Source organism: Corynebacterium lowii, assembly GCF_001412085.1.
Classification (GTDB): Bacteria; Actinomycetota; Actinomycetes; order Mycobacteriales; family Mycobacteriaceae; genus Corynebacterium; species Corynebacterium lowii.
In genome coordinates, this window is sequence record NZ_LKEV01000003.1 from 123,781 (window position 1) to 141,317 (window position 17,537).

Annotated in this window: 17 protein-coding genes and 1 pseudogene; 14 read left to right on the plus strand and 4 right to left on the minus strand. The window is 64.7% G+C overall.

The window, feature by feature from the left end:
* Positions 1-4: 4 nt before the first annotated feature.
* From nucS to Clow_RS06250, 12 genes and pseudogenes are all read left to right on the plus strand, one after another.
* Positions 5-697 (plus strand): endonuclease NucS, encoded by a 693-nt coding sequence (nucS, locus tag Clow_RS06200; protein WP_055177831.1) that lies wholly within the window; start codon positions 5-7, stop codon positions 695-697.
* Positions 698-780: 83 nt separating this feature from the next.
* Complete coding sequence (locus tag Clow_RS11905; RefSeq protein WP_169786571.1) at positions 781-945, plus strand: hypothetical protein; 165 nt, start codon at positions 781-783, stop codon at positions 943-945.
* Positions 946-1,020: 75 nt separating this feature from the next.
* Positions 1,021-1,330, plus strand: a pseudogene (locus tag Clow_RS06205) (thiamine-binding protein).
* Positions 1,331-2,236, plus strand: a complete 906-nt coding sequence (locus tag Clow_RS06210; protein ID WP_055177833.1) for a tetratricopeptide repeat protein — start codon at positions 1,331-1,333, stop codon at positions 2,234-2,236. It abuts the pseudogene before it with no gap.
* Positions 2,237-2,463: 227 nt separating this feature from the next.
* Positions 2,464-3,297, plus strand: coding sequence for an ABC transporter ATP-binding protein (locus tag Clow_RS06215; RefSeq protein WP_055177835.1), 834 nt, complete (start codon positions 2,464-2,466; stop codon positions 3,295-3,297).
* Positions 3,298-3,327: 30 nt separating this feature from the next.
* The gene (locus tag Clow_RS06220; RefSeq protein WP_055177837.1) at positions 3,328-4,095 is read left to right on the plus strand and encodes an NUDIX hydrolase; all 768 of its coding nucleotides are present in this window, start codon (positions 3,328-3,330) and stop codon (positions 4,093-4,095) included.
* A gap of 3 nt (positions 4,096-4,098) precedes the next feature.
* On the plus strand, positions 4,099-5,238 hold the full coding sequence (locus Clow_RS06225) for a THUMP-like domain-containing protein (RefSeq protein WP_055177840.1): 1,140 nt from the start codon (positions 4,099-4,101) through the stop codon (positions 5,236-5,238).
* A 49-nt stretch (positions 5,239-5,287) separates the two neighbouring features.
* Positions 5,288-6,076, plus strand: a complete 789-nt coding sequence (locus Clow_RS06230; RefSeq protein WP_055177841.1) for an electron transfer flavoprotein subunit beta/FixA family protein — start codon at positions 5,288-5,290, stop codon at positions 6,074-6,076.
* Positions 6,077-6,103: 27 nt separating this feature from the next.
* A complete protein-coding gene (locus tag Clow_RS06235) occupies positions 6,104-7,039 on the plus strand; it encodes an electron transfer flavoprotein subunit alpha/FixB family protein (RefSeq protein ID WP_055177843.1) in 936 nt (311 codons plus the stop codon).
* Entirely contained in the window at positions 7,036-8,160 is a 1,125-nt protein-coding gene (locus Clow_RS06240) for a cysteine desulfurase family protein (protein WP_055177845.1), read from the plus strand. The genes Clow_RS06235 and Clow_RS06240 overlap by 4 nt, the downstream gene beginning before the upstream one ends.
* A 47-nt stretch (positions 8,161-8,207) precedes the next feature.
* Positions 8,208-9,398, plus strand: coding sequence for an alpha/beta hydrolase (locus Clow_RS06245; RefSeq protein ID WP_055177847.1), 1,191 nt, complete (start codon positions 8,208-8,210; stop codon positions 9,396-9,398).
* Complete coding sequence (locus Clow_RS06250) at positions 9,395-11,809, plus strand: bifunctional lysylphosphatidylglycerol flippase/synthetase MprF (protein WP_156334700.1); 2,415 nt, start codon at positions 9,395-9,397, stop codon at positions 11,807-11,809. The genes Clow_RS06245 and Clow_RS06250 overlap by 4 nt, the downstream gene beginning before the upstream one ends.
* On the opposite strand, the gene Clow_RS06255 is transcribed toward Clow_RS06250, so the two are convergent.
* Positions 11,766-13,781, minus strand: a complete 2,016-nt coding sequence (locus Clow_RS06255; protein WP_055177852.1) for a PTS sugar transporter subunit IIABC — start codon at positions 13,779-13,781, stop codon at positions 11,766-11,768. The two genes, Clow_RS06250 and Clow_RS06255, sit on opposite strands and share 44 nt — an antisense overlap.
* Before the next feature lie 57 nt (positions 13,782-13,838).
* Complete coding sequence (locus Clow_RS06260) at positions 13,839-14,687, minus strand: spermidine synthase (protein ID WP_055177855.1); 849 nt, start codon at positions 14,685-14,687, stop codon at positions 13,839-13,841.
* An 88-nt stretch (positions 14,688-14,775) separates the two neighbouring features.
* On the opposite strand from Clow_RS06260, the gene mnmA reads away from it, so the two are divergent.
* Together mnmA and Clow_RS06270 are read left to right on the plus strand one after the other, a co-directional pair.
* Positions 14,776-15,861 carry a tRNA 2-thiouridine(34) synthase MnmA gene (gene mnmA, locus Clow_RS06265; RefSeq protein ID WP_055177857.1) on the plus strand — a complete coding sequence of 362 codons (1,086 nt, stop codon included), beginning with the start codon at positions 14,776-14,778 and terminating at the stop codon, positions 15,859-15,861.
* On the plus strand, positions 15,858-16,763 hold the full coding sequence (locus Clow_RS06270; protein WP_082418569.1) for a uroporphyrinogen decarboxylase/cobalamine-independent methonine synthase family protein: 906 nt from the start codon (positions 15,858-15,860) through the stop codon (positions 16,761-16,763). Before mnmA ends, Clow_RS06270 begins: the two co-directional genes overlap by 4 nt.
* On the opposite strand, the gene Clow_RS06275 is transcribed toward Clow_RS06270, so the two are convergent.
* Both Clow_RS06275 and Clow_RS06280 read right to left on the minus strand, forming a co-directional pair.
* Positions 16,733-16,945: a heavy-metal-associated domain-containing protein gene (locus tag Clow_RS06275; RefSeq protein WP_055177859.1), complete on the minus strand. Its 213-nt coding sequence runs from the start codon at positions 16,943-16,945 to the stop codon at positions 16,733-16,735. The genes Clow_RS06270 and Clow_RS06275 overlap by 31 nt on opposite strands.
* 84 nt (positions 16,946-17,029) lie before the next feature.
* Entirely contained in the window at positions 17,030-17,452 is a 423-nt protein-coding gene (locus Clow_RS06280; RefSeq protein ID WP_055177861.1) for a hypothetical protein, read from the minus strand.
* Positions 17,453-17,537: the final 85 nt, after the last annotated feature.

Sequence of the window (17,537 nt, forward strand, 5' to 3'; positions counted from 1 at the left end):
AGCCATGCGTTTAGTGATCGCTCATTGCTCGGTAGACTACGTTGGCCGCCTGGATGCTCACCTTCCCCTGGCGGATCGACTCCTGCTCGTGAAGGCGGATGGTTCCGTGAGCGTGCATGCTGACGATCGCGCCTATAAGCCGCTGAACTGGATGACCCCGCCGTGCACCCTGAGCGATATGCCCATTGAAGGGGAGGACGGGGAAGAAACGGGTGCGCGCCTGTGGATCGTGGAGAACTCCAAGGGGGAGCAACTGCGCATCACCATCGAGAAGATTCATCACGAGGCCGCCTTTGAGCTGGGGGAGGACCCCGGCTTGGTCAAGGATGGAGTGGAGGCGCACCTCCAGGAACTCCTCGCCGAGCACATTAATACCTTGGGGGAGGGGTATAGCCTGATTCGCCGTGAATATCCCACGGCCATTGGCCCGGTGGATATTCTGTGCTGCGATGAATCCCAAGCCACCGTGGCGGTGGAGATCAAACGGCGCGGCGGCATTGACGGCGTGGAGCAGCTAAGCCGCTACCTGGAATTGCTCAATCGTGATTCCCTGCTGGCCCCCGTACGCGGAGTCTTTGCGGCGCAGGAGATCAAGCCCCAGGCCCGAACCCTGGCGGAGGACCGCGGGATTCGCTGCGTGGTGCTGGATTACCAGGCGCTGCGCGGCATTGAAAGCGATGAATTGCGGCTTTTCTAGTGCCTAGACGACGCCGCCCCGAACACCGCAGCTCCCACCGCCCGCTGGGTGGGATATGGGAGACGCGAGCCGAGGGTGGTTACATGGTGCGCACTATTACGGCGGAGCGGGCCTTGAAGGAATATCGCTGCCCAGGGTGCCACCAGGTGATTCCCGTGAGGACGGCGCACGTGGTGGCCTGGCGGGAGGACGAGGGAGCGCAGGAACGCCGCCACTGGCATCGCTCTTGCTTTGCGCGCTTCCGCTGACTGGTTAATGCTGAGCCTGAGGCGGGCGTGAGAGGTGCGGGAGGCGGGGCGTCGATAAGCGGTAGAGTGGGCCGCATGATCGTAGCCTTTTCTGTGGCTCCCACGCAGACCCCCGGACGAGATGCCGAGATGGCCGATGCGGTGGCGGAGGCCGTGCGGGTGGTGCGGGCCTCGGGGTTGCCCAATGAAACCAATGCCATGTTCACCCTGGTTGAGGGGGAATGGGATGAGGTGATGGCGGTGGTTAAGGAGGCCACGGATGCGGTGCTGCGGGTTTCTCCCAGGGTGTCTCTGGTGTTGAAGGCCGATATTACGCCCTGGTCATAGCAATCAGATCACGGGCCAGGTGCAATCCGTGGAGAAGAGATTGAAAGGAGAGGGCTAAATGACGGCTCCCGATAGATTTATGTATGGCGCGGTGGACCTCAGTCAGGTCAAGACCCAGGCGGAGGCCCGCGATACCCCGGCGGGTGAGATTCCGGCGCTCGCCGAGATTACCGCCGCCAATCTAGAAGCTGCGGTGCTGCACCGATCCACCCAGGTTCCCGTGGTGGTGCTCGTGGGCACCCCGCGCAGCCCGGATTCGGAGCAGTTGAAGGCGGATTTAGAGGCCTTGGCTCAGCAGTCCCAACGGGCCTTCCTGGTGGGATATGTGGATGCTGACCGCGCCCCGGAGGTAGCTCAGGCCTTTGGTATTCAGGGGTTGCCCACCGTGGTGGCGGTGGCTGCCGGCAGGCCCATTACCTCCTTTGAGGGCGGGCAGCCCTTTGAGGCGCTCAAGCAATGGACCGACGCCCTGGTGGCGCAAGTGGGTGGACAGCTCAGCGGGCTTTCCTCGGAGATCGAAGGGGAGGCACCAGAGCAGGGGGAGATGAGCGAACTCGATTACGCCATCGCTGTAGCCGCGCAGGGCCAGTGGGAGCAGGCCGAGCAGATTTTTGCGGCGCTGGCTCAGGGGGGTGCGCAGGGCGGCGTGAAGGGTACCCAGAGCGCGCAACCTCAAAAAGCGCAGGGTAGCCAGGCCTCCCGCGCCGCCGCCTACCGTGACCTCATCGCAAGGGTACGGGCGGCGAGCGAGAAGGAAGGACAAGAGCAAGACGCCCTGGCTCGGGCGGACCAGAAAGCCCTGGCGGGCCATGCTGAGGAAGCCTTTGATCTGTTGTTATCCCTACTGAGCACGGAGCGTAAGGAAGAAGCCAAGGCTCGTTTGCTGGAACTCTTTGGCCTCTTTGAACCGGCCGATGGCGCGGTGGCCGCCGCACGCACGCGCTTGGCCAGCGCTCTGTTTTAGCTTCTGTTTCCCTGTCCCTCGGGCTCCTCTGCCGCCCCACGCCCCGCCTGCCCCCAGCGGGGTGGGGCAGGCAGGGCGTGTGCCAGAGGAAAACGCCCTGCGGAACCAAATACGCGGGAACCAGATGTACGCGGCCAATGTGCGGTGTCAGCCTGGCAGCACTAACCTCATCGACCCCGCAGCACCAACCATGTGCGACCACCCTCGCCACCCCAACCTGTGCCACAATGGTCACTGTGAATGAGCAACGCGAGGACTTGTTGATTGATTTCCAGGATGTCTCCGTTATCCGGGGCGGCACCGCGATTCTTAGTTCGGTGACCTGGCAGGTGGAGCTGGGCCAGCGTTGGGTGATCGTGGGTCCCAATGGTGCGGGGAAAACCACCCTCGTCAATATCGCCTCTGCGAGCGACTATCCCTCCCAGGGGCAGGTGAGTATTTTAGGCGAGCGCCTGGGGCGCACCGATGTGCGCGATCTGCGCGCAGCCATCGGTATTTCCTCCTCGGCGCTCGCCCACCGTATTCCCGATGATGAACTCGTGGGGGACTTGGTGGTCTCCGCCGGTTATGCCGTTTTGGGCCGGTGGCGTGAGCGCTACGATGAGCAGGACTTTGAGCGCGCCCACGACATCCTGGAACAGGTGGGCGGTATGCACCTCATTGAGCGCCGCTGGGGTACGCTCTCGGAGGGGGAGCGCAAGCGCGTGCTGCTGGCGCGGGCTTTGATGATTGATCCCGAGATCCTGATTTTGGATGAACCCACGGCGGCAATGGACCTAGGGGGCCGGGAAGATCTGGTGGCCCACCTCAGCGAGCTGGCGGAGAATCCCGATTCCCCCGCTACGGTGATGATTACACACCACGTGGAGGAGATTCCGCAGGGCTTTACCCATGCGCTTTTGCTCGATGAAGGAAAAGTTGTGGCGCAGGGGCCGATTGATGAGGTGCTTACCAGCGCCAACCTCACCACCACTTTCCACCAATCCATCGAGCTCACGGAGCTGGAGGGGCGCTACTTTGCCCGGCGTATTCGCCGGGGTGGCTCCCACCGGTACGCTTAAGGCGCGGAAAAACATATAAGATAAACGGGCATGGAGGAACCCGCTCTGCTTGCCGCCACCGTGCTTTTGGTGCGCGATGGTGCGGAGGGCCTGGAAGTGTGGGTTCAGGAGCGGGTATCCACGATGCCGGATTATCCGGGGATGACGGTCTTTCCCGGTGGGCGCGTAGACGATCGAGACGTGGGGGAAGATAGCCAGGTGTGGTCCGGGCGTTCCGTGGGTGATACCGCTCAAACCCTAGGCACCACGGATTCTGCCGCTCAGGGGCTTGTTTTCGCCGCGGTGCGTGAGCTTTTTGAGGAGACCGGCACCTTATTGGCCGTGCACCCCAACGGTGCCACGGTGGGGGACGCCAGCCCTTATCACGAGGATCGCCTGGCCTTGGAGTCTCATCGACTTTCCCTCACCGAGGTGCTTTCCAGTAATAACCTGCGCGTGCACACGGATCTGTTGCGTCCCTGGGCTCGGTGGATTGGTTCCTCGGAGCAGGGGCGGCGTTTTGATACCTTTTCCTTTCTCGCCGTGCACCCCGTGGGGCAGGAGGCGGACGATACCTCCTCCGAGGCGGATTCCGCCGGTTGGTTCTCACCCCGCCTTCTCATCGAGGGGTGGCGCCACGGCCTCGTGCGCTTGGTGATTCCCACCTGGGCGCAGCTCATGCGGCTTTCCCGCTGCGAGACGGTGGAGCAGGCCGTGGCCGAGGCCGAAGCCTCCGATATGACCCCGGTGCACGGAGCGCCCCGGCACGATCCGCGTTACCGCGAGTTCTACACCACTACCTTTCACGAGCGAATCTAACTCATGCCTTTTAGCCCCTCCGAAGTGGATTTTCTTCACCAGCACCGCACCCAAATCGAGGCTCTTTCCAGAACCGTGGGGCTGACCAAGGCCACCGCGCTAAGCGACGCCCAGCGCGCCCGCCAGGAACTAGGGGAGGCGGGCCGCGCGGCGCTGGAACTTCTCCACGCTCGCCGCGCCGGGGCCGAGAAGTTCCCGGATACCTGGTTGGCCGATCACGATGCGGCCCAGCAGGCCACCCCGGTTGCGGTGGCGCGGGAGCGGGCCCGCAGGCTGGCCCGCCACGGGAGTATCGTGCACGACGTCACCTGCTCGATTGGCACCGAGGGGCGTGCTTTCCAAGAGGCCGGCCTGGGATATATTGGCTCCGATCTCGACCCCGCGCGCGTGCGCATGGCGGCCTATAACCTTCCCGATGCGCTCCTGATGCGGGCCGATGCGCTGGTCCCGAGCAGTAGCGCGGAGATCATCGTGGCCGATCCCGCACGGCGCTCAGGGGGGCGTCGGATTAGCGACCCTGCGAAGTTGATTCCCCCGCTGCCGGAGGTGATGGAGGCCTACGCCGGGCGGCAGGTGGCCGTGAAGTGCGCGCCGGGAATTGATTATTCCGAGTGGCCTGGGCTGGTGAGCGTGTCCGGCGTGGCGGGGGCGGTCAAGGAGGCCTGCCTGTACAGTCCTGGCCTGGCCGAGGGATTGCGTCGCGAGGCGGTGATGGTGCGCCCGGAGGGGATAGATCGCCTTGACGATACCGCTCCCGAGGATACGGGGGTGGGGGCGCCGGGGCGCTACATTATTGACCCCGATGGGGCGGTGGTGCGCGCCGGGTTGGTGCGCCAGTATGCGGCCCGGGAGGGCCTGTGGATGCTCGACGAGCGCATCGCTTATCTGACCGGTGAGCGCCTTCCGGAGGGCCGCAGCGGATTTACTTTCATTGAATCGGTACCGCTCAAACAGGCGCGGACGGCGCTGAAAAAACACGATGCGGGCACCGTGGAGATTCTGGTTCGCGGGCTGGATGTGGACCCGGACGTGCTGCGCAAGCAATGGAAACTGAAGGGGAACACGGCGCTGGCGGTGGTGTGCACGCGGATAGGGCGGCAGGGCGTGGCGCTGATCTGCGGCCCGCGGGTGAGTGAGGGTTGACTACACTGGCAAGACGTCAAAAGCGAAGAGAAGAGAAAGGGGAAACGCCGTGCCCGCAATTGTGGTGCTGGTAAAGAGCGTGCCGGATACGTGGTCCACCAAGGCCCTGGAGCCGGATTACACCATTGATCGCGTGAACGTGGATACCGTGATTGATGAGATTAATGAGTACGCCGTGGAGCAGGCGCTGCGCCTGCGCGAGGCGAACCCGGAGGCCGGATACCGGGTGATTGCCCTGTCCGTGGGGCCGCAGTCCGCCGATGCCGCGCTGCGCAAGGCCATCGCTATGGGCGCGGACGACGCCGTGCACGTGGTGGACGAGGCTCTGGCGGGCTCTGACGTGCTGGGTACCACCTGGGCTCTCACCAATGCGATTAACACGGTGGAGGACGTGGCCTTGATCGTGGCTGGCGACGCCTCCTCGGACGGCGCGACGGGGGCGCTGCCGGGAATCTTGGCCGAATACCGCCAGGTTCCGGCCTTAACGTACCTGCGCGAGGCGCGCGTGGAGGGGGACGCCGTGGTAGGCGTGCGCGAGGATCACCGGGGCACCTGGGAATTGCGGGCCTCGCTTCCGGCGGTGATCTCCGTGACGGACAAGGCCGATAAGCCGCGCTTTGCCAACTTCAAGGGGATCATGGCGGCTAAGAAGCACGAGATTACGGTGTACAACCTGGCCCAGATCGGCGTGGCCCCGGAGCAGGTGGGTCTGGCCCATTCCGCCACCGTGGTGACGGGTGCGGCGCAGCGTCCGCCCAGGGAGGCGGGCCGCACCGTGCGTGGGGACAATGCCGCCGCCGAGGTGGCGCAGTTCCTGGCCGAAGAGAACCTGCTCTAACTCGACCGAGAATCAAGGAGAATCATCATGACGAATGCCTATGTTTTGGTTGAGCACCACGGATCGGCTTTGGATCCGGTGACCGCCGAGCTCATCACCGCCGCCCGCGTTTTCGGTGAGGTCACCGCCGTGTTGGTGGGCGGTGAGTCCGAGGCCCTGGTTCCCGCCTTGGCGGAGGCCGGTGCGCAGACCGTGGCGGTGGCCCCGGCCGCTCCCGAGCGCCTGCTGCTGGCCGAGGTGGAGGCCGTGCAGACCCTGGCGGCTGCCGCCCCCGCTCCGATCGTGCTGGCGGCCAACCTCTCCGGTAACGAGATCGGCGGGCGCCTGGCCGCTCGCCTGGCCGCCGGTTTGCTGCGCGATGTGGTGGGCATTAACGCCGATGGCACCGCCAGCCAGTCCATCTTTGGCGATACCGTGCAGGTCAGCTCCGCAGTGGGCGGAAACAGCCCGGTGTACACCCTGCGCCCCGGTGCCGTGGAGGCGGTGCCGCAGGCCGCGGCGGGTACCGTGACCACTCTGCCCGCCTCGCAGGCGGGAGCCACCGATGTGGAGGTGACCTCCTTTAGCCCGGCGCAGCGCGGCGACCGCCCGGAACTTACCCAGGCCAAGATCGTGGTGGCGGGTGGCCGCGGCGTGGGCGATCAGTTCCCCGAGATCGTGGAACGCCTTGCCGACGCCCTCGGCTGTGCCGTGGGTGCCACCCGCGATGCGGTGGACCTGGGCCATTACGAGGCGCAGTACCAGATCGGGCAGACCGGTGTGACGGTGGCTCCCGATCTTTATATCGGCCTGGGTATTTCCGGCGCCATCCAGCACCTCTCCGGCATGCAGACCGCCAAGAAGATCGTGGTGGTCAATAACGACGAGGACGCGCCGATCTTCCAGATCGCGGACCTCGGCGTGGTGGGAGACCTCTTCGAGGTGGTGCCCCAGCTCATCGAGGAGATTACCCGGCGCCGATGAGCCATTACTTCGATTACGCCGCCACCAGCCCTATGCGGCAGGTGGCGGTGGAGGCGTGGGTAGAGCACGCGGCGGCGCTCAATCCCGGCGGTCAATACGGCTCGGGGCGGGCGGCGCGCGGGGTACTCGATAGCGCGAGGGAAGAGATTGCGCGGCTCCTGGGGGCCGATCCGGTGGAGGTGATCTTCACGGGCTCGGGCACGGAGGCCGATAACATCGCGGTGCAGGGGCTCTACCGGGCTAGTTCCTCGAATCGCGTGCTGTGTAGCACCGTGGAACACCCCGCCGTGCGGGAGACGGTGCGCCACCTGGAAGGCCAGGGCGCCGAGGTGGAATGGCTCCCGGTATCCGAGAGTGGGCACCTGCGTGATTTAAGCGCCCTGGATACCCCGGCTGCGGTGGCTACCTGCATGTACGCCAATAATGAGACCGGTGCTATCCAACCCATCGGCCAGCTCATAAAGAGGGCGAGCGCGGTGGGCACCCCGGTGCATATCGACGCCGTTCAGGCCCTGGGGCGCTGCGAGATCAACTTCCATGAACTCGGGGCCACCACCCTGGCGGGGAGCGCGCATAAGTTTGGCGGACCCAGAGGAATCGGCGTGCTGCTGGCGCGCCGCTCCCCGGCCCCCCAGGCGCTGCTCTTTGGCGGCGGCCAGGAGCGCGGTATCCGCCCGGGCACCAATGATGTGGCGGCCGCGGCCGCTACAGCGGCGGCCCTGCGCGAGGCCCTGGCCCAGCGCGCGGAAGAGGAAACGCGCCTGCGCGCGCTGCGCGAGGATTTACAGCGGCGCGTGATAAGCGAAATCGAGGACGTGCGGGTCAATACCGCCGAGCCGAGCCTGCCCGGATACCTGAGCCTTTCTTTCCCCGGAGCAGAAGGCGATAGCCTCATCATGCTCTTGGATTCCCTGGGTATTGAGGCAGCCACCGGCTCGGCCTGCCACAGCGGGGTGAATCGGGCCTCGGAGGTGCTTTTGGCGATGGGGGTCCCAGAACACGAGGCGCGAGGAACCGTGCGGTTGAGCATGGGCAGCGCCACCACCGCCGAGGACGTGGCATACGTGGCGGCCCAATTGCCGGAGGTGGTGCGCCGGGCGCGCCTGGCCGGTATGGCCTAGCGCGCCAGTGCTGAGAAGGGGCGGTAACAGGAGTAGAACAAGATTCTATGAATTGGTTGTGGTCCCTTTCGCTCACCGATACCACGGCGCAGGCGGTCATCGCGCTTAGTTGGTTGGGCGGGGTGCTTGTGGCGGCGTGGGGGAGGTATCGCCTGCGGATAGCGGGGGCGTCGATAGCCCTCACGGTGATGGTGTGGCTGGTGCTAGAGGTGTGGTGGCGGCCTTTCCCGGATCGGGTGGATTGGCATATTTATGTGGCGGGCGCGGGGGTGATTTTTAGTCTGTTGTGCCTGCTATGGCAGCGCCGCCCCCTCGTAATCATTTCTGTGGTGCTAACTATTTTTGGTACCGTTGGCGTATTTAATCTCGCCTTCCAGGAGTATCCCACGGTGCGTTCTTTTGATCCCCAGCCGGTAGCGGTGCCCATGACCTATGAGGAGTTTCAGGCGAGTCACCAGGCTCCGGAATTAGAGGGGCGGGAGGCAGGTGCCCTGGTGACGGTGGATCTTCCCGGAACGGGTTTCCATCCGCGCCCCGCCGTGGCCTATGTGCCGCCGGCCTATTGGCGCGGAGAAACCCTCCCGGTGATGGTGCTCATGGCTGGTAATCCCGGCAGCCCGGAGCAGTGGTTCGATAACGGTGAGGCCTCGGCCACCGCCGACGCCTATCAGACCACTCATGGGGGAGTTTCACCCATCGTCGTGAGCGTGGACGCCACGGGTTCTTTTACCGGCAATCCGGTGTGCGTGGACGGCCCGGAACAGAAGGTGATGACGTATCTCACCCAGGACGTTCCCGCCGAGATTCGCGGGCATTTTCGGGTGATGGAGGATCAATCGAAGTGGGTTATCGGCGGCTTGAGTTATGGCGGAACCTGCGCGCTTCAGGTGATAACCACCCATCCGCAGGCCTATGGCACTTTCCTCGATTTCTCTGGCCAGGCCGAACCCACCGTGGGCGACCATGAAGAGACCGTGGAGCGCTTCTTTGGCGGGGATGAGGCGGCCTTCGCCGCTAATAATCCGGCCGATCTATTAGCGCAGCGGCAGTATCCCGGTATTCGGGGCCGCTTTGTGGCCGGCGAGGGCGATACGGAATCCGTTGAGGCTCTTGACCACCTCAACGATCTCGCTCGCGCCGCGGGCATGGATACGCAGATGTTAACTGTTCCGGGCGGACACTCCTTTGAGGTGTGGCGCGTGGCATTGGAGGAGACCTTCGAGTGGGCAGTGCAATGAGTTCTCTGGCTTCCTGTGGTACCGCGGCGGCGCGAATGGCGCGCCGGGCTCCCTTTTCCCTCGGCGCGCTGGCTCTCATGTGGGCGCTGCACCTTCTGGTGCCCCGAGAGGTACTGGCGGTGCAGATGCCCTATGAGATTGACCAATGGCAGTTGCTTACCTCGGGGCTGACCTCCGGTTCCACGCTGGGGCTCGTGCTGGCCTCGATGGCGGTGTTGGCTCTCATCATTCCCGCCGAACACGCGCTGGGAACGGTCAAGACGATGATGGTGGCCGCGCTCATGCACCTGGGCGCGGCGCTTAGCGGAGTTTTGTTGGCCCGCGCGTTGGAGGAAACGGGTTTTAATCGCTGGGGCAGCGATCTCCTCCACGCCTCCCTGCTCTCTCCGGTTTCGTGGCTCTTCGGCACGGCGGCCTTTGCGAGTACCACCATGCCGCTGCTGTGGCGGCGTCGCATAGCGGTATGGCTGGTGGCCTTGTGCGCCACGCTGGCCCTCTTCTCCGGCAGCATCTCCGATGTGGTGGGGCTTTGCAGCACGGTTCTGGGCCTGGTGGCGGGCACGGTGTGTCATGGCCGCCCGCGCCTGTACTTCGGTTCGGTGCAGGAGGTGCGGGTTCTGGTGAGCACCTTTTTGGCTGCGGTGTCCTTTGGGCCGCTCGTAGCCAGCACCAATCCCCATTCCGCTAGCCCCCTGGCCTCGGTGGGCTCTCTATTTTGGCTGCCCACCCGGGCGGGATATGAGACGGGATTGCTGTGCCAGGGCCAGTGGGATACCCAGCAGTGCCGCGAGGCGGTGGTGCTGGCGCAGCAATCGGGGGTGGGGCCCTCGGTGGCTAATCTCGTACCGTTGTTGCTCCAAGTGGTGATCTTGGCGGGGTTGCTCAAGGGGCGCCGCGCCGCCTGGTGGTTGGCCCTCGTGGCGCAGATAGGGACCATCGCGGTGCTGTGCACCAAGGTATTTGCCACGGAACGCTATGAGATTTCCGCGGCCTATGCGGTGAATCTTTCCGCGGTGATACTGCCCTGGCTGTGCGGCATCGCGGTGTTGCTGTACACCCGCCGGCATTTCCGCGTGACCGTTTCCCCGCAGCGCGTGCGGCGCTTTTTGGGCGTGGTATTCGGTGGCTTCGCCCTGAGCGTGGCTCTGTGGCTGGGCGGGGCGGTGGCGATGGGCATACCCCTGACGCTGGCGGTGGAGGAATTACCGCTGCGTTACGTGCCCTCGGTGCTGGCGCCGCTATTCCCGTTAAACCTGGTGCCGGAGCACCCGGCGGCCTGGTTGCTCTATGAATGGGTGGGCACGCTCTTCGGATTGATCGTGGCGGTCATGCTGTATCGCCTGCTGATGAGCGTTCCCGATGAGCGAGTGGACCAGGACCGGCAGCGGGCCCGCGCCCTGCTCACCCACGGCGATCACCTCCAGGCCATGACCTTGTGGGAGGGGAATCGCTATTGGTTCGGTGAGCACGAGGGCGTGGAGGGATACGTGGCCTGCCGGGTGCATCGCGGGGTGGCGGTGACGGTGGGGGAACCGGTGGGCAGCGCGGGGCTGGCGGAGGGCTTCGAGGCCTTCGCCGTCAGCCAGGGCTGGACGGTGGCCTGGTACTCCGTGCGGGAATCCTTTGCCGATACTCGCCCTGGTTATCAGCGTATTCACGTGGCGGAGGAGTCGGTGCTCTCCACGCAGCAAGTAGAGTTCAAGGGCAAGAAGTTCCAAAACGTGCGCACCGCGCGCAATAGGGCGCAAAAAGAGGGAATACACGCCCAGTGGACTACCTGGGAGGAAGCGGGGGTGCTGCTCCACCAGCACATCGCGGAGCTTTCCGAGGAGTGGCTGGCGGATAAGGCACTGCCGGAGATGGGCTTTACCCTAGGCACGCTGGGGGAACTTTCCGCGCCCGGCACGCGCTTGCTGGTGGCTCACGATGAGCAGGGGCGTCTCCATGCGGTGACCAGTTGGCTGCCGGTGTATGAGCACGGGAAATTGGTGGGTATCACCCTGGACTTTATGCGCCGCGATACCACGGGCTTTCGTTCTGCCATCGAGTTCCTGCTCTCCCAGGCGCTTATCGACGCCGCCGAGGAGGGGCTTTCCTGGATCTCGCTCTCCGGTGCGCCCCTGGCGCGCAGCACCCCGGCCGAGGGTTTCCTCGACCAGGCGCTCGATCGCATGGGGGCCTCGATGGAACCCTTCTACGGGTTCCGTTCACTGGCGGCCTCGAAGTATAAGTTCCACCCGGAGCACAATCCCTGGTTCGTGGTGTGCCGCGATGAACTAGCGCTGCCCTCGGTGGCCCTCGCCGTCTCCCAGTGTTACCTGCCGCAGCTCAGCGGCTCCGAGGCGGCCAGGCTCGTGCGCATGTGGTTTAGCGCTGCACTGGTTCGCGGCGGCCGAGGCGAACCTTCTTGACCTCGCGGCCCTGCTCGACGTCGGAATCCTTGAAGCCGAAGAGATAGGTGAGCACGAAGGCCACGGTGGCCGCGGTGCCCGAGGCAATCCAGAAGCCCCAGAAGCTAAAGTCCAGGCCATCGGGGTTGATAAAGGAGGTAAAGCCGATGAGCGAGCCGGTAAAGCCCCACATATTCACGTTGAACAGGCCGGTGAGCAGTCCACCGCAGGCGCCGCCGATGGAGGCCATGAGGAAGATACGGCCGTACTTGAGGTTGATGCCGTACATGGCGGGCTCGGTGATACCGCAGAAGGCGGCGATGGCGGCGGAGCCGGAGAGTTCCTTGATCTTGAGGATTCGGGACTTCACAAAGACCGCCAGCACCGCCCCGCCCTGGGCCACCATCGTGGCGGAGATGATGGCGTTGAGGGGAGACTGCCCGGTCAGCGCAATATCCTGGGCCACCAGCGGGATCACGGCCCAGTGCAGGCCAAAGATCACCAGGGTTTGATAGAAGCCGCCGATGAGCAACCCGTAAACGGAGGGGGAGAGATCGTAGAGGGCCTGAATACCGTTGGCGATGCCGGTGGAAAGGAAGGTTACGGCGGGGCCGAGTACCAGCAGGATCGCCAGGGAGACCACCACGACCTCTACCAGGGGGAGGAAGATCATGCGCACGGTGGCGGGAATGATCTTCTTCAACCAGGGCTCGATCACCGAGGCCAGCCAGGCGGCCACGATGATGGGGAAAATGCTGTAGCTATAGCTGGCCATGTGATAGGGCAGGCCAAAGAAGTCCGCGTTGATGGACATGCTCAGCAAACTGCGGCTGCCCTCCTGGTCAGCGAGCTTCACCATGTCCGGGTGGGTGAGCACACCGCCGATAATTGCCACGATGATGGGATCTGCCCCCAGCCTCTTGGCGGCAGTAAAGCCCACGAAGATGGGCAGGAAGAAGAACACGGCATCGCTGAGCGCGTTAATGACCAAGAAGGTATCCGAGGTTTTGGTCACCACGTTGTAGTTGGTGAGCAGGGCGAGGATTCCCTTGATGATGCCCGAGGCCGCCAGCAGGCCGATCACGGGAATCATGGAGCCGGTAATCACCCCGATGAGCGAGGAGAAACCGTGCCCTATCCAGCCCCGTAGCGTGGTGGGGCGGGGGCGCGCCTCCGCCTCGGCGGGTACCTCGCCGCCCGCAGCCCGATCGCCCAGCTCGTTTACTACCTCGTCGTAGACGTCCTCCACTCCGGGGCCGATCACAATTTGGTACTGGCCCCCGGCGCGGATCACGTCGATAACCCCATCGAGTTCGCGCACCGCATCGTCCTGGGGCACGGTTTCATCGCTGAGGTAGAAGCGCAGACGAGTAATGCAGTGGGTGACGCTACGGATGTTCTCGGCGCCACCGACGGCCGCGATGAGGGCGGCTGCCCCCTGGGGCGCCTCCTGAGTGGATTCCTGCGCGGAAGTCGCCGGGGCGTCGGCAGCACCGGTGGTGACCGGCTTGGGATAGGCCACCTTCTCACCGCCGCGTGCCACCCCGGTGCGCACATCGAGGCTGCTGAGAGCGGTGGCGGAGTTGGTCACGGCCACGATGGTCGTGGTGCTCTTTCCGGCTTCGGTGATGGCGGCGGCGTCCATGTGGGCGATAACCTGCCCGCGCTCTACCGTGTCTCCCTTGGCGACCGCGATGTCAAAGGGGCTGCCGCCGAGCTCCACGGTGTCAATACCCAGGTGGAGGAGCACATCGAGGCCCGCCTCGGTGCGGATTCCCAGGGCGTGACGGGTCTTGGCGATCATGGTGATGGTGCCGGAGACGGGGGCGTAGACCTCCCCGCCAGGGGTGTCGCTGATGCCAAAGCCCGCCCCGAGGTTGCCCTTGGCGAAAACGGGGTCGGGAACCTCGCTCATGGCAATGACCCTGCCCGATAGTGGGGCGACGATGGGGGAGAGAGAAGAAGCCGTATCTGAATGACCAGTGGCGTGCATGGAGAAACTCCTCACAGGCAGATAATGTTCGGTTCAGATTAACACCGGCTTTCCGTTTTACCGCCCGGCCACCTGCCCACGGGGGTAATCGTGGCGCGGGCGGGTTCCCGAGGCAAGCCGCGCAGTCCAGGCACTATCGCGGGATTGGGCGGGGGCGGCCCCACCCAAGAGCCGACGGTGCAAGCCGGGGCGATCAGGGGTGGCGGCGTGGCTGGCGGTGAGAATGACGTTGCCATAGCGCTTGCCCTTGAGCATGGCGGGGTCAGCGATGGCTTCCACGTGTGCAAAGGCCTCGCGCAGCCCGGCGATCTCGGCACGTGCCTCGGCCAGATCGGCGCGGGTGGCGCAATTGAGCACCAGCAGGCCCTCCGGGCTGAGCGCCTGGGAACAGCGTTGATAAAACTCCACGGTACTTAAGCTCCGAGGGGTAGTACTGCCGGAGAACACATCGCGGATAATGACATCGCGGGAGTTCTCCACGAAGGTATCGGTGACGGCGCGGGCCTCTCCCACGCGGATTTTCACCTGGGGTGCGCGCGGAATGTCGAACCATCGGCGCACATGGGTGGCCAAGGCAGCGTCGATCTCCACCACCGTATTGCGCGAGCGCGGATAGACGGCGGCAAAGTAGCGCGCCAGGGTACACGCCGCCCCACCCAGATGGGTGATGCGCAGGCGCTGAGGATCGAGGTGATCCGCCACGGCGTGCTCCACGGCGGCGGCGATCCAGCGCATGTAATCAAAGTGCAGCAGGCGCGGCTGGCCGATGGCAACGTGGCTGGATATAGCGTCGTTGACCAGCAATAACCAGGAGTCTCCGGCGGCGTCGTCACGCTGGAGCGCGGCGGTGCCGGTGTCAATCTCGTAGGTCCCCTCCTGCGGGGCGGGCTGCTGCTGGCGGGCCATGCGGTCCATCCTAGAAGGTAGCGTTACACTATCGACGAATCGCGCACGCACCGTGCGCACACAGATATAGGGAAAGGGGCACGGGGTTATGCGGGTATTGGCCGCGATGAGCGGAGGGGTGGATTCCTCCGTGGCCGCCGCGCGGGCCTTGGAACAGGGACACGAGGTAGTGGGGGTGCACCTGGCGCTATCCCAGGACCCACAAACGGTGCGGGAATCCTCGCGGGGCTGTTGCTCCCTGGAAGATTCCGCCGATGCGCGCCGGGTATGCGATAAGCTCGGCATTCCCTTTTATGTATGGGACTTCTCCGACCGCTTTAAGCAAGACGTGGTGGAGGACTTCGTGGATTCCTATGCCCGTGGGGAAACCCCCAACCCCTGCCTGCGCTGCAACGAGAAGATCAAGTTCGCCGCCCTGCTGGAACGCGGTATTGCCCTGGGTTTCGACGCCGTGGTTACCGGCCACTATGCCCGGATCACTGAGGACGGTTACCTGCGCCGCGCCATTGACCCGCGCAAGGATCAGTCCTATGTGTTGGGAGTTTTGGGTGCCCACGAGATCGAACATTGCATGTTCCCGGTGGGCGATACGGAAAAACCGGAGATTCGCCAGGAGGCCGCCGCTCACGGCTTCTCCACGGCCTCCAAGCCGGATTCCTATGACATCTGCTTCATCCCGGACGGCAACACCACGGCCTTTTTGGGCTCCCACATCGGCATGCGCCCCGGCATGATCGTGGATACGCAGGGCAATGAGCTGCGCGAGCACGAGGGAGTGTACGGCTTTACCATCGGACAGCGCAAGGGGCTGGACATTAAGAACCCGGCTGCCGACGGCCGCCCCCGCTACGTCACCGATATTGACGCCGCCTCCGGCACGGTGACGGTGGGCTCCCGCGAGGACTTAAGCGTGGGCGTGATCGAGGCCGACCGCCTCAAGTACCTGCACCCCGGCATGGACGGCGAGGTGGACTGCCAGGTGCAGGTGCGCGCCCACGGCGGCGTGGTGGATTGCGTGGCGCACATCGACCGCGCCGCGGATACCATGCGCCTGGACCTGGCGGAGCCGCTTTCCGGCGTGGCCCGCGGCCAGGCGGCGGTGCTCTACCTCCCCGATGCTGCGGGGGATATTGTGCTGGGTTCCGGCACGATCTGCGGGACGCAGCGCTGGTGAGGGCCTACGGACTGGGCCCGCTACCGGGTACCTCCATGAGCGAGGCCGCCGCGATGGTGCTGGGAGAGACCGGGGACCTCGTTCACCTGCCTCAGCTGCCGCAACGCGGCATTGATTCTGACCCCCTGGGGCTCACGGCCGCGCTCCTGCCCGGTATCCCCGTGGATCGCGGCCCGCGCGGCTGGGTGCTGCGCCCCGGTAACCTGCGGCTGCGAGATAGGTGGCTGCGCGACCTCGATTGCTGCCAGGAGACCTGGACGGATAGCAAGGGGATGATTGTGCCCCCGCAGGTCAAGGTGCAATTGGTGGGGCCGTGGAGCCTGGCGGCGGGACTAGAGACCCCGCGCGGGCACCGCGCGCTTACCGATTCCGGGGCGCTGCGCGACCTCACCGAAGCCTTCATTGAGGCGGCTACCGAGCAGGCGGCCGAGATTGCGCGGCGCTTCGAGGCGCGGGTGCTGGTGCAGGTGGATGAGCCGCTGCTGGCTCAAATCGCTGCGGGTGGATTGCGCGGGAGCCACGATTTTGAGCAGATCGCCCCCATCGCGCAGGAGAAATTGGGCGCGCGCCTGCACAGCGTTTTTGATTCCATTGAGGCGGAAACCCTGCTGGGGCTGCGCGGTCAGCGGCCGCCGTGGCGGGCCATCCGGCGCAGCCAGGTATCCACGGTTTTGCTCTCCCACGGGGCTATTCGTGGCACCGCGCAGATCGACGCCCTGGGGGAACTCCTGGATAGCGGAATGCGGCTGGGGCTCGGGGTGGGTGACCGCGAGGTGCGCACCCTCATTCACGAGGTCAGCCCCGCCGATGATGCCGTGGATCTCTTTCCCGAGATTCCCGCCGAGGCCAGCCTCGTGGAAGCCGCTCGGGCCTACACCGAGGTGTCTCGACTGGCCTCGTAGCCGGCCTCGGCCACGGCGGCGAGCACGGTGGCGTCGTCAAGCGGTTGCTCGGATTCCACCACGAGGGTGCCGGTGGTGGCGCTGATTTCTTTGATGGTGAGGCCGGGGATCTTGGAGAGTTCCTCGCGCACGGCGTTTTCGCAGTGTGCGCAGCTCATGCCGGTGATGGTGTAGGTTCGCATTCTTCTCTTCTCCTCTATACCCGGAGGGGGTATGTGGTGCGGCAAAGAAAAGGCGGGCCGGGCGGCCCGCCGCTTTCTACTACCTTACTCGCCCTCAATCACCGGGGGAACAGCCAGCATGCTCACGTGGGTGTAACCGTTGATCTTGAGCACGTCCAAGATTCGATCCAGAGCCTCGGAATCGGTGTCATGGTTGAAGGACTCCGCCTGCTGCAAGATGGCGGAATCATTGCCGATGAACTCCACGGAAACCAGCTTGTGGCCCGCGGTCTGCTCCTCTTCAAAGATGGCGCGCTTGACGGCGAGCTCACCGCCGTGGATGAAGAAGCCGGGGTCCACATCTTCCTGATCGCCGTTTTGAGGTGCGTTCTCATCGGCGGAAACGGAGTTAGAACCCTCGGAGCCGATGTAGCCACCGTCAATGCCGGGGATGTGATCGGCGGGGGAGAGGAAGGGGGACAGGGAAAGCAACCCGGCGAGAGCCGAGGAGAGAAGAGTGCCGATCATGGCGACGATCCTTTCTGATCGTTAAAGATGCTCCACGGGTGAATGCGCCCGTGGGTTCCCCAAGGAACATCCCAAAGCTACTCGC

What these genes read in the sequence shown, in the direction of transcription:
- nucS (WP_055177831.1), top strand. Translation starts at nt 5, where the DNA reads ATGCGTTTAGTGATCGCTCATTGCTCGGTAGACTACGTTGGCCGCCTG.
- Clow_RS11905 (WP_169786571.1), top strand. Translation starts at nt 781, where the DNA reads ATGGTGCGCACTATTACGGCGGAGCGGGCCTTGAAGGAATATCGCTGC.
- Clow_RS06210 (WP_055177833.1), top strand. Translation starts at nt 1,331, where the DNA reads ATGACGGCTCCCGATAGATTTATGTATGGCGCGGTGGACCTCAGTCAG.
- Clow_RS06215 (WP_055177835.1), top strand. Translation starts at nt 2,464, where the DNA reads ATGGTCACTGTGAATGAGCAACGCGAGGACTTGTTGATTGATTTCCAG.
- Clow_RS06220 (WP_055177837.1), top strand. Translation starts at nt 3,328, where the DNA reads ATGGAGGAACCCGCTCTGCTTGCCGCCACCGTGCTTTTGGTGCGCGAT.
- Clow_RS06225 (WP_055177840.1), top strand. Translation starts at nt 4,099, where the DNA reads ATGCCTTTTAGCCCCTCCGAAGTGGATTTTCTTCACCAGCACCGCACC.
- Clow_RS06235 (WP_055177843.1), top strand. Translation starts at nt 6,104, where the DNA reads ATGACGAATGCCTATGTTTTGGTTGAGCACCACGGATCGGCTTTGGAT.
- Clow_RS06240 (WP_055177845.1), top strand. Translation starts at nt 7,036, where the DNA reads ATGAGCCATTACTTCGATTACGCCGCCACCAGCCCTATGCGGCAGGTG.
- Clow_RS06245 (WP_055177847.1), top strand. Translation starts at nt 8,208, where the DNA reads ATGAATTGGTTGTGGTCCCTTTCGCTCACCGATACCACGGCGCAGGCG.
- Clow_RS06250 (WP_156334700.1), top strand. Translation starts at nt 9,395, where the DNA reads ATGAGTTCTCTGGCTTCCTGTGGTACCGCGGCGGCGCGAATGGCGCGC.
- Clow_RS06255 (WP_055177852.1), bottom strand. Translation starts at nt 13,781, where the DNA reads ATGCACGCCACTGGTCATTCAGATACGGCTTCTTCTCTCTCCCCCATC.
- Clow_RS06260 (WP_055177855.1), bottom strand. Translation starts at nt 14,687, where the DNA reads ATGGCCCGCCAGCAGCAGCCCGCCCCGCAGGAGGGGACCTACGAGATT.
- mnmA (WP_055177857.1), top strand. Translation starts at nt 14,776, where the DNA reads ATGCGGGTATTGGCCGCGATGAGCGGAGGGGTGGATTCCTCCGTGGCC.
- Clow_RS06275 (WP_055177859.1), bottom strand. Translation starts at nt 16,945, where the DNA reads ATGCGAACCTACACCATCACCGGCATGAGCTGCGCACACTGCGAAAAC.
- Clow_RS06280 (WP_055177861.1), bottom strand. Translation starts at nt 17,452, where the DNA reads ATGATCGGCACTCTTCTCTCCTCGGCTCTCGCCGGGTTGCTTTCCCTG.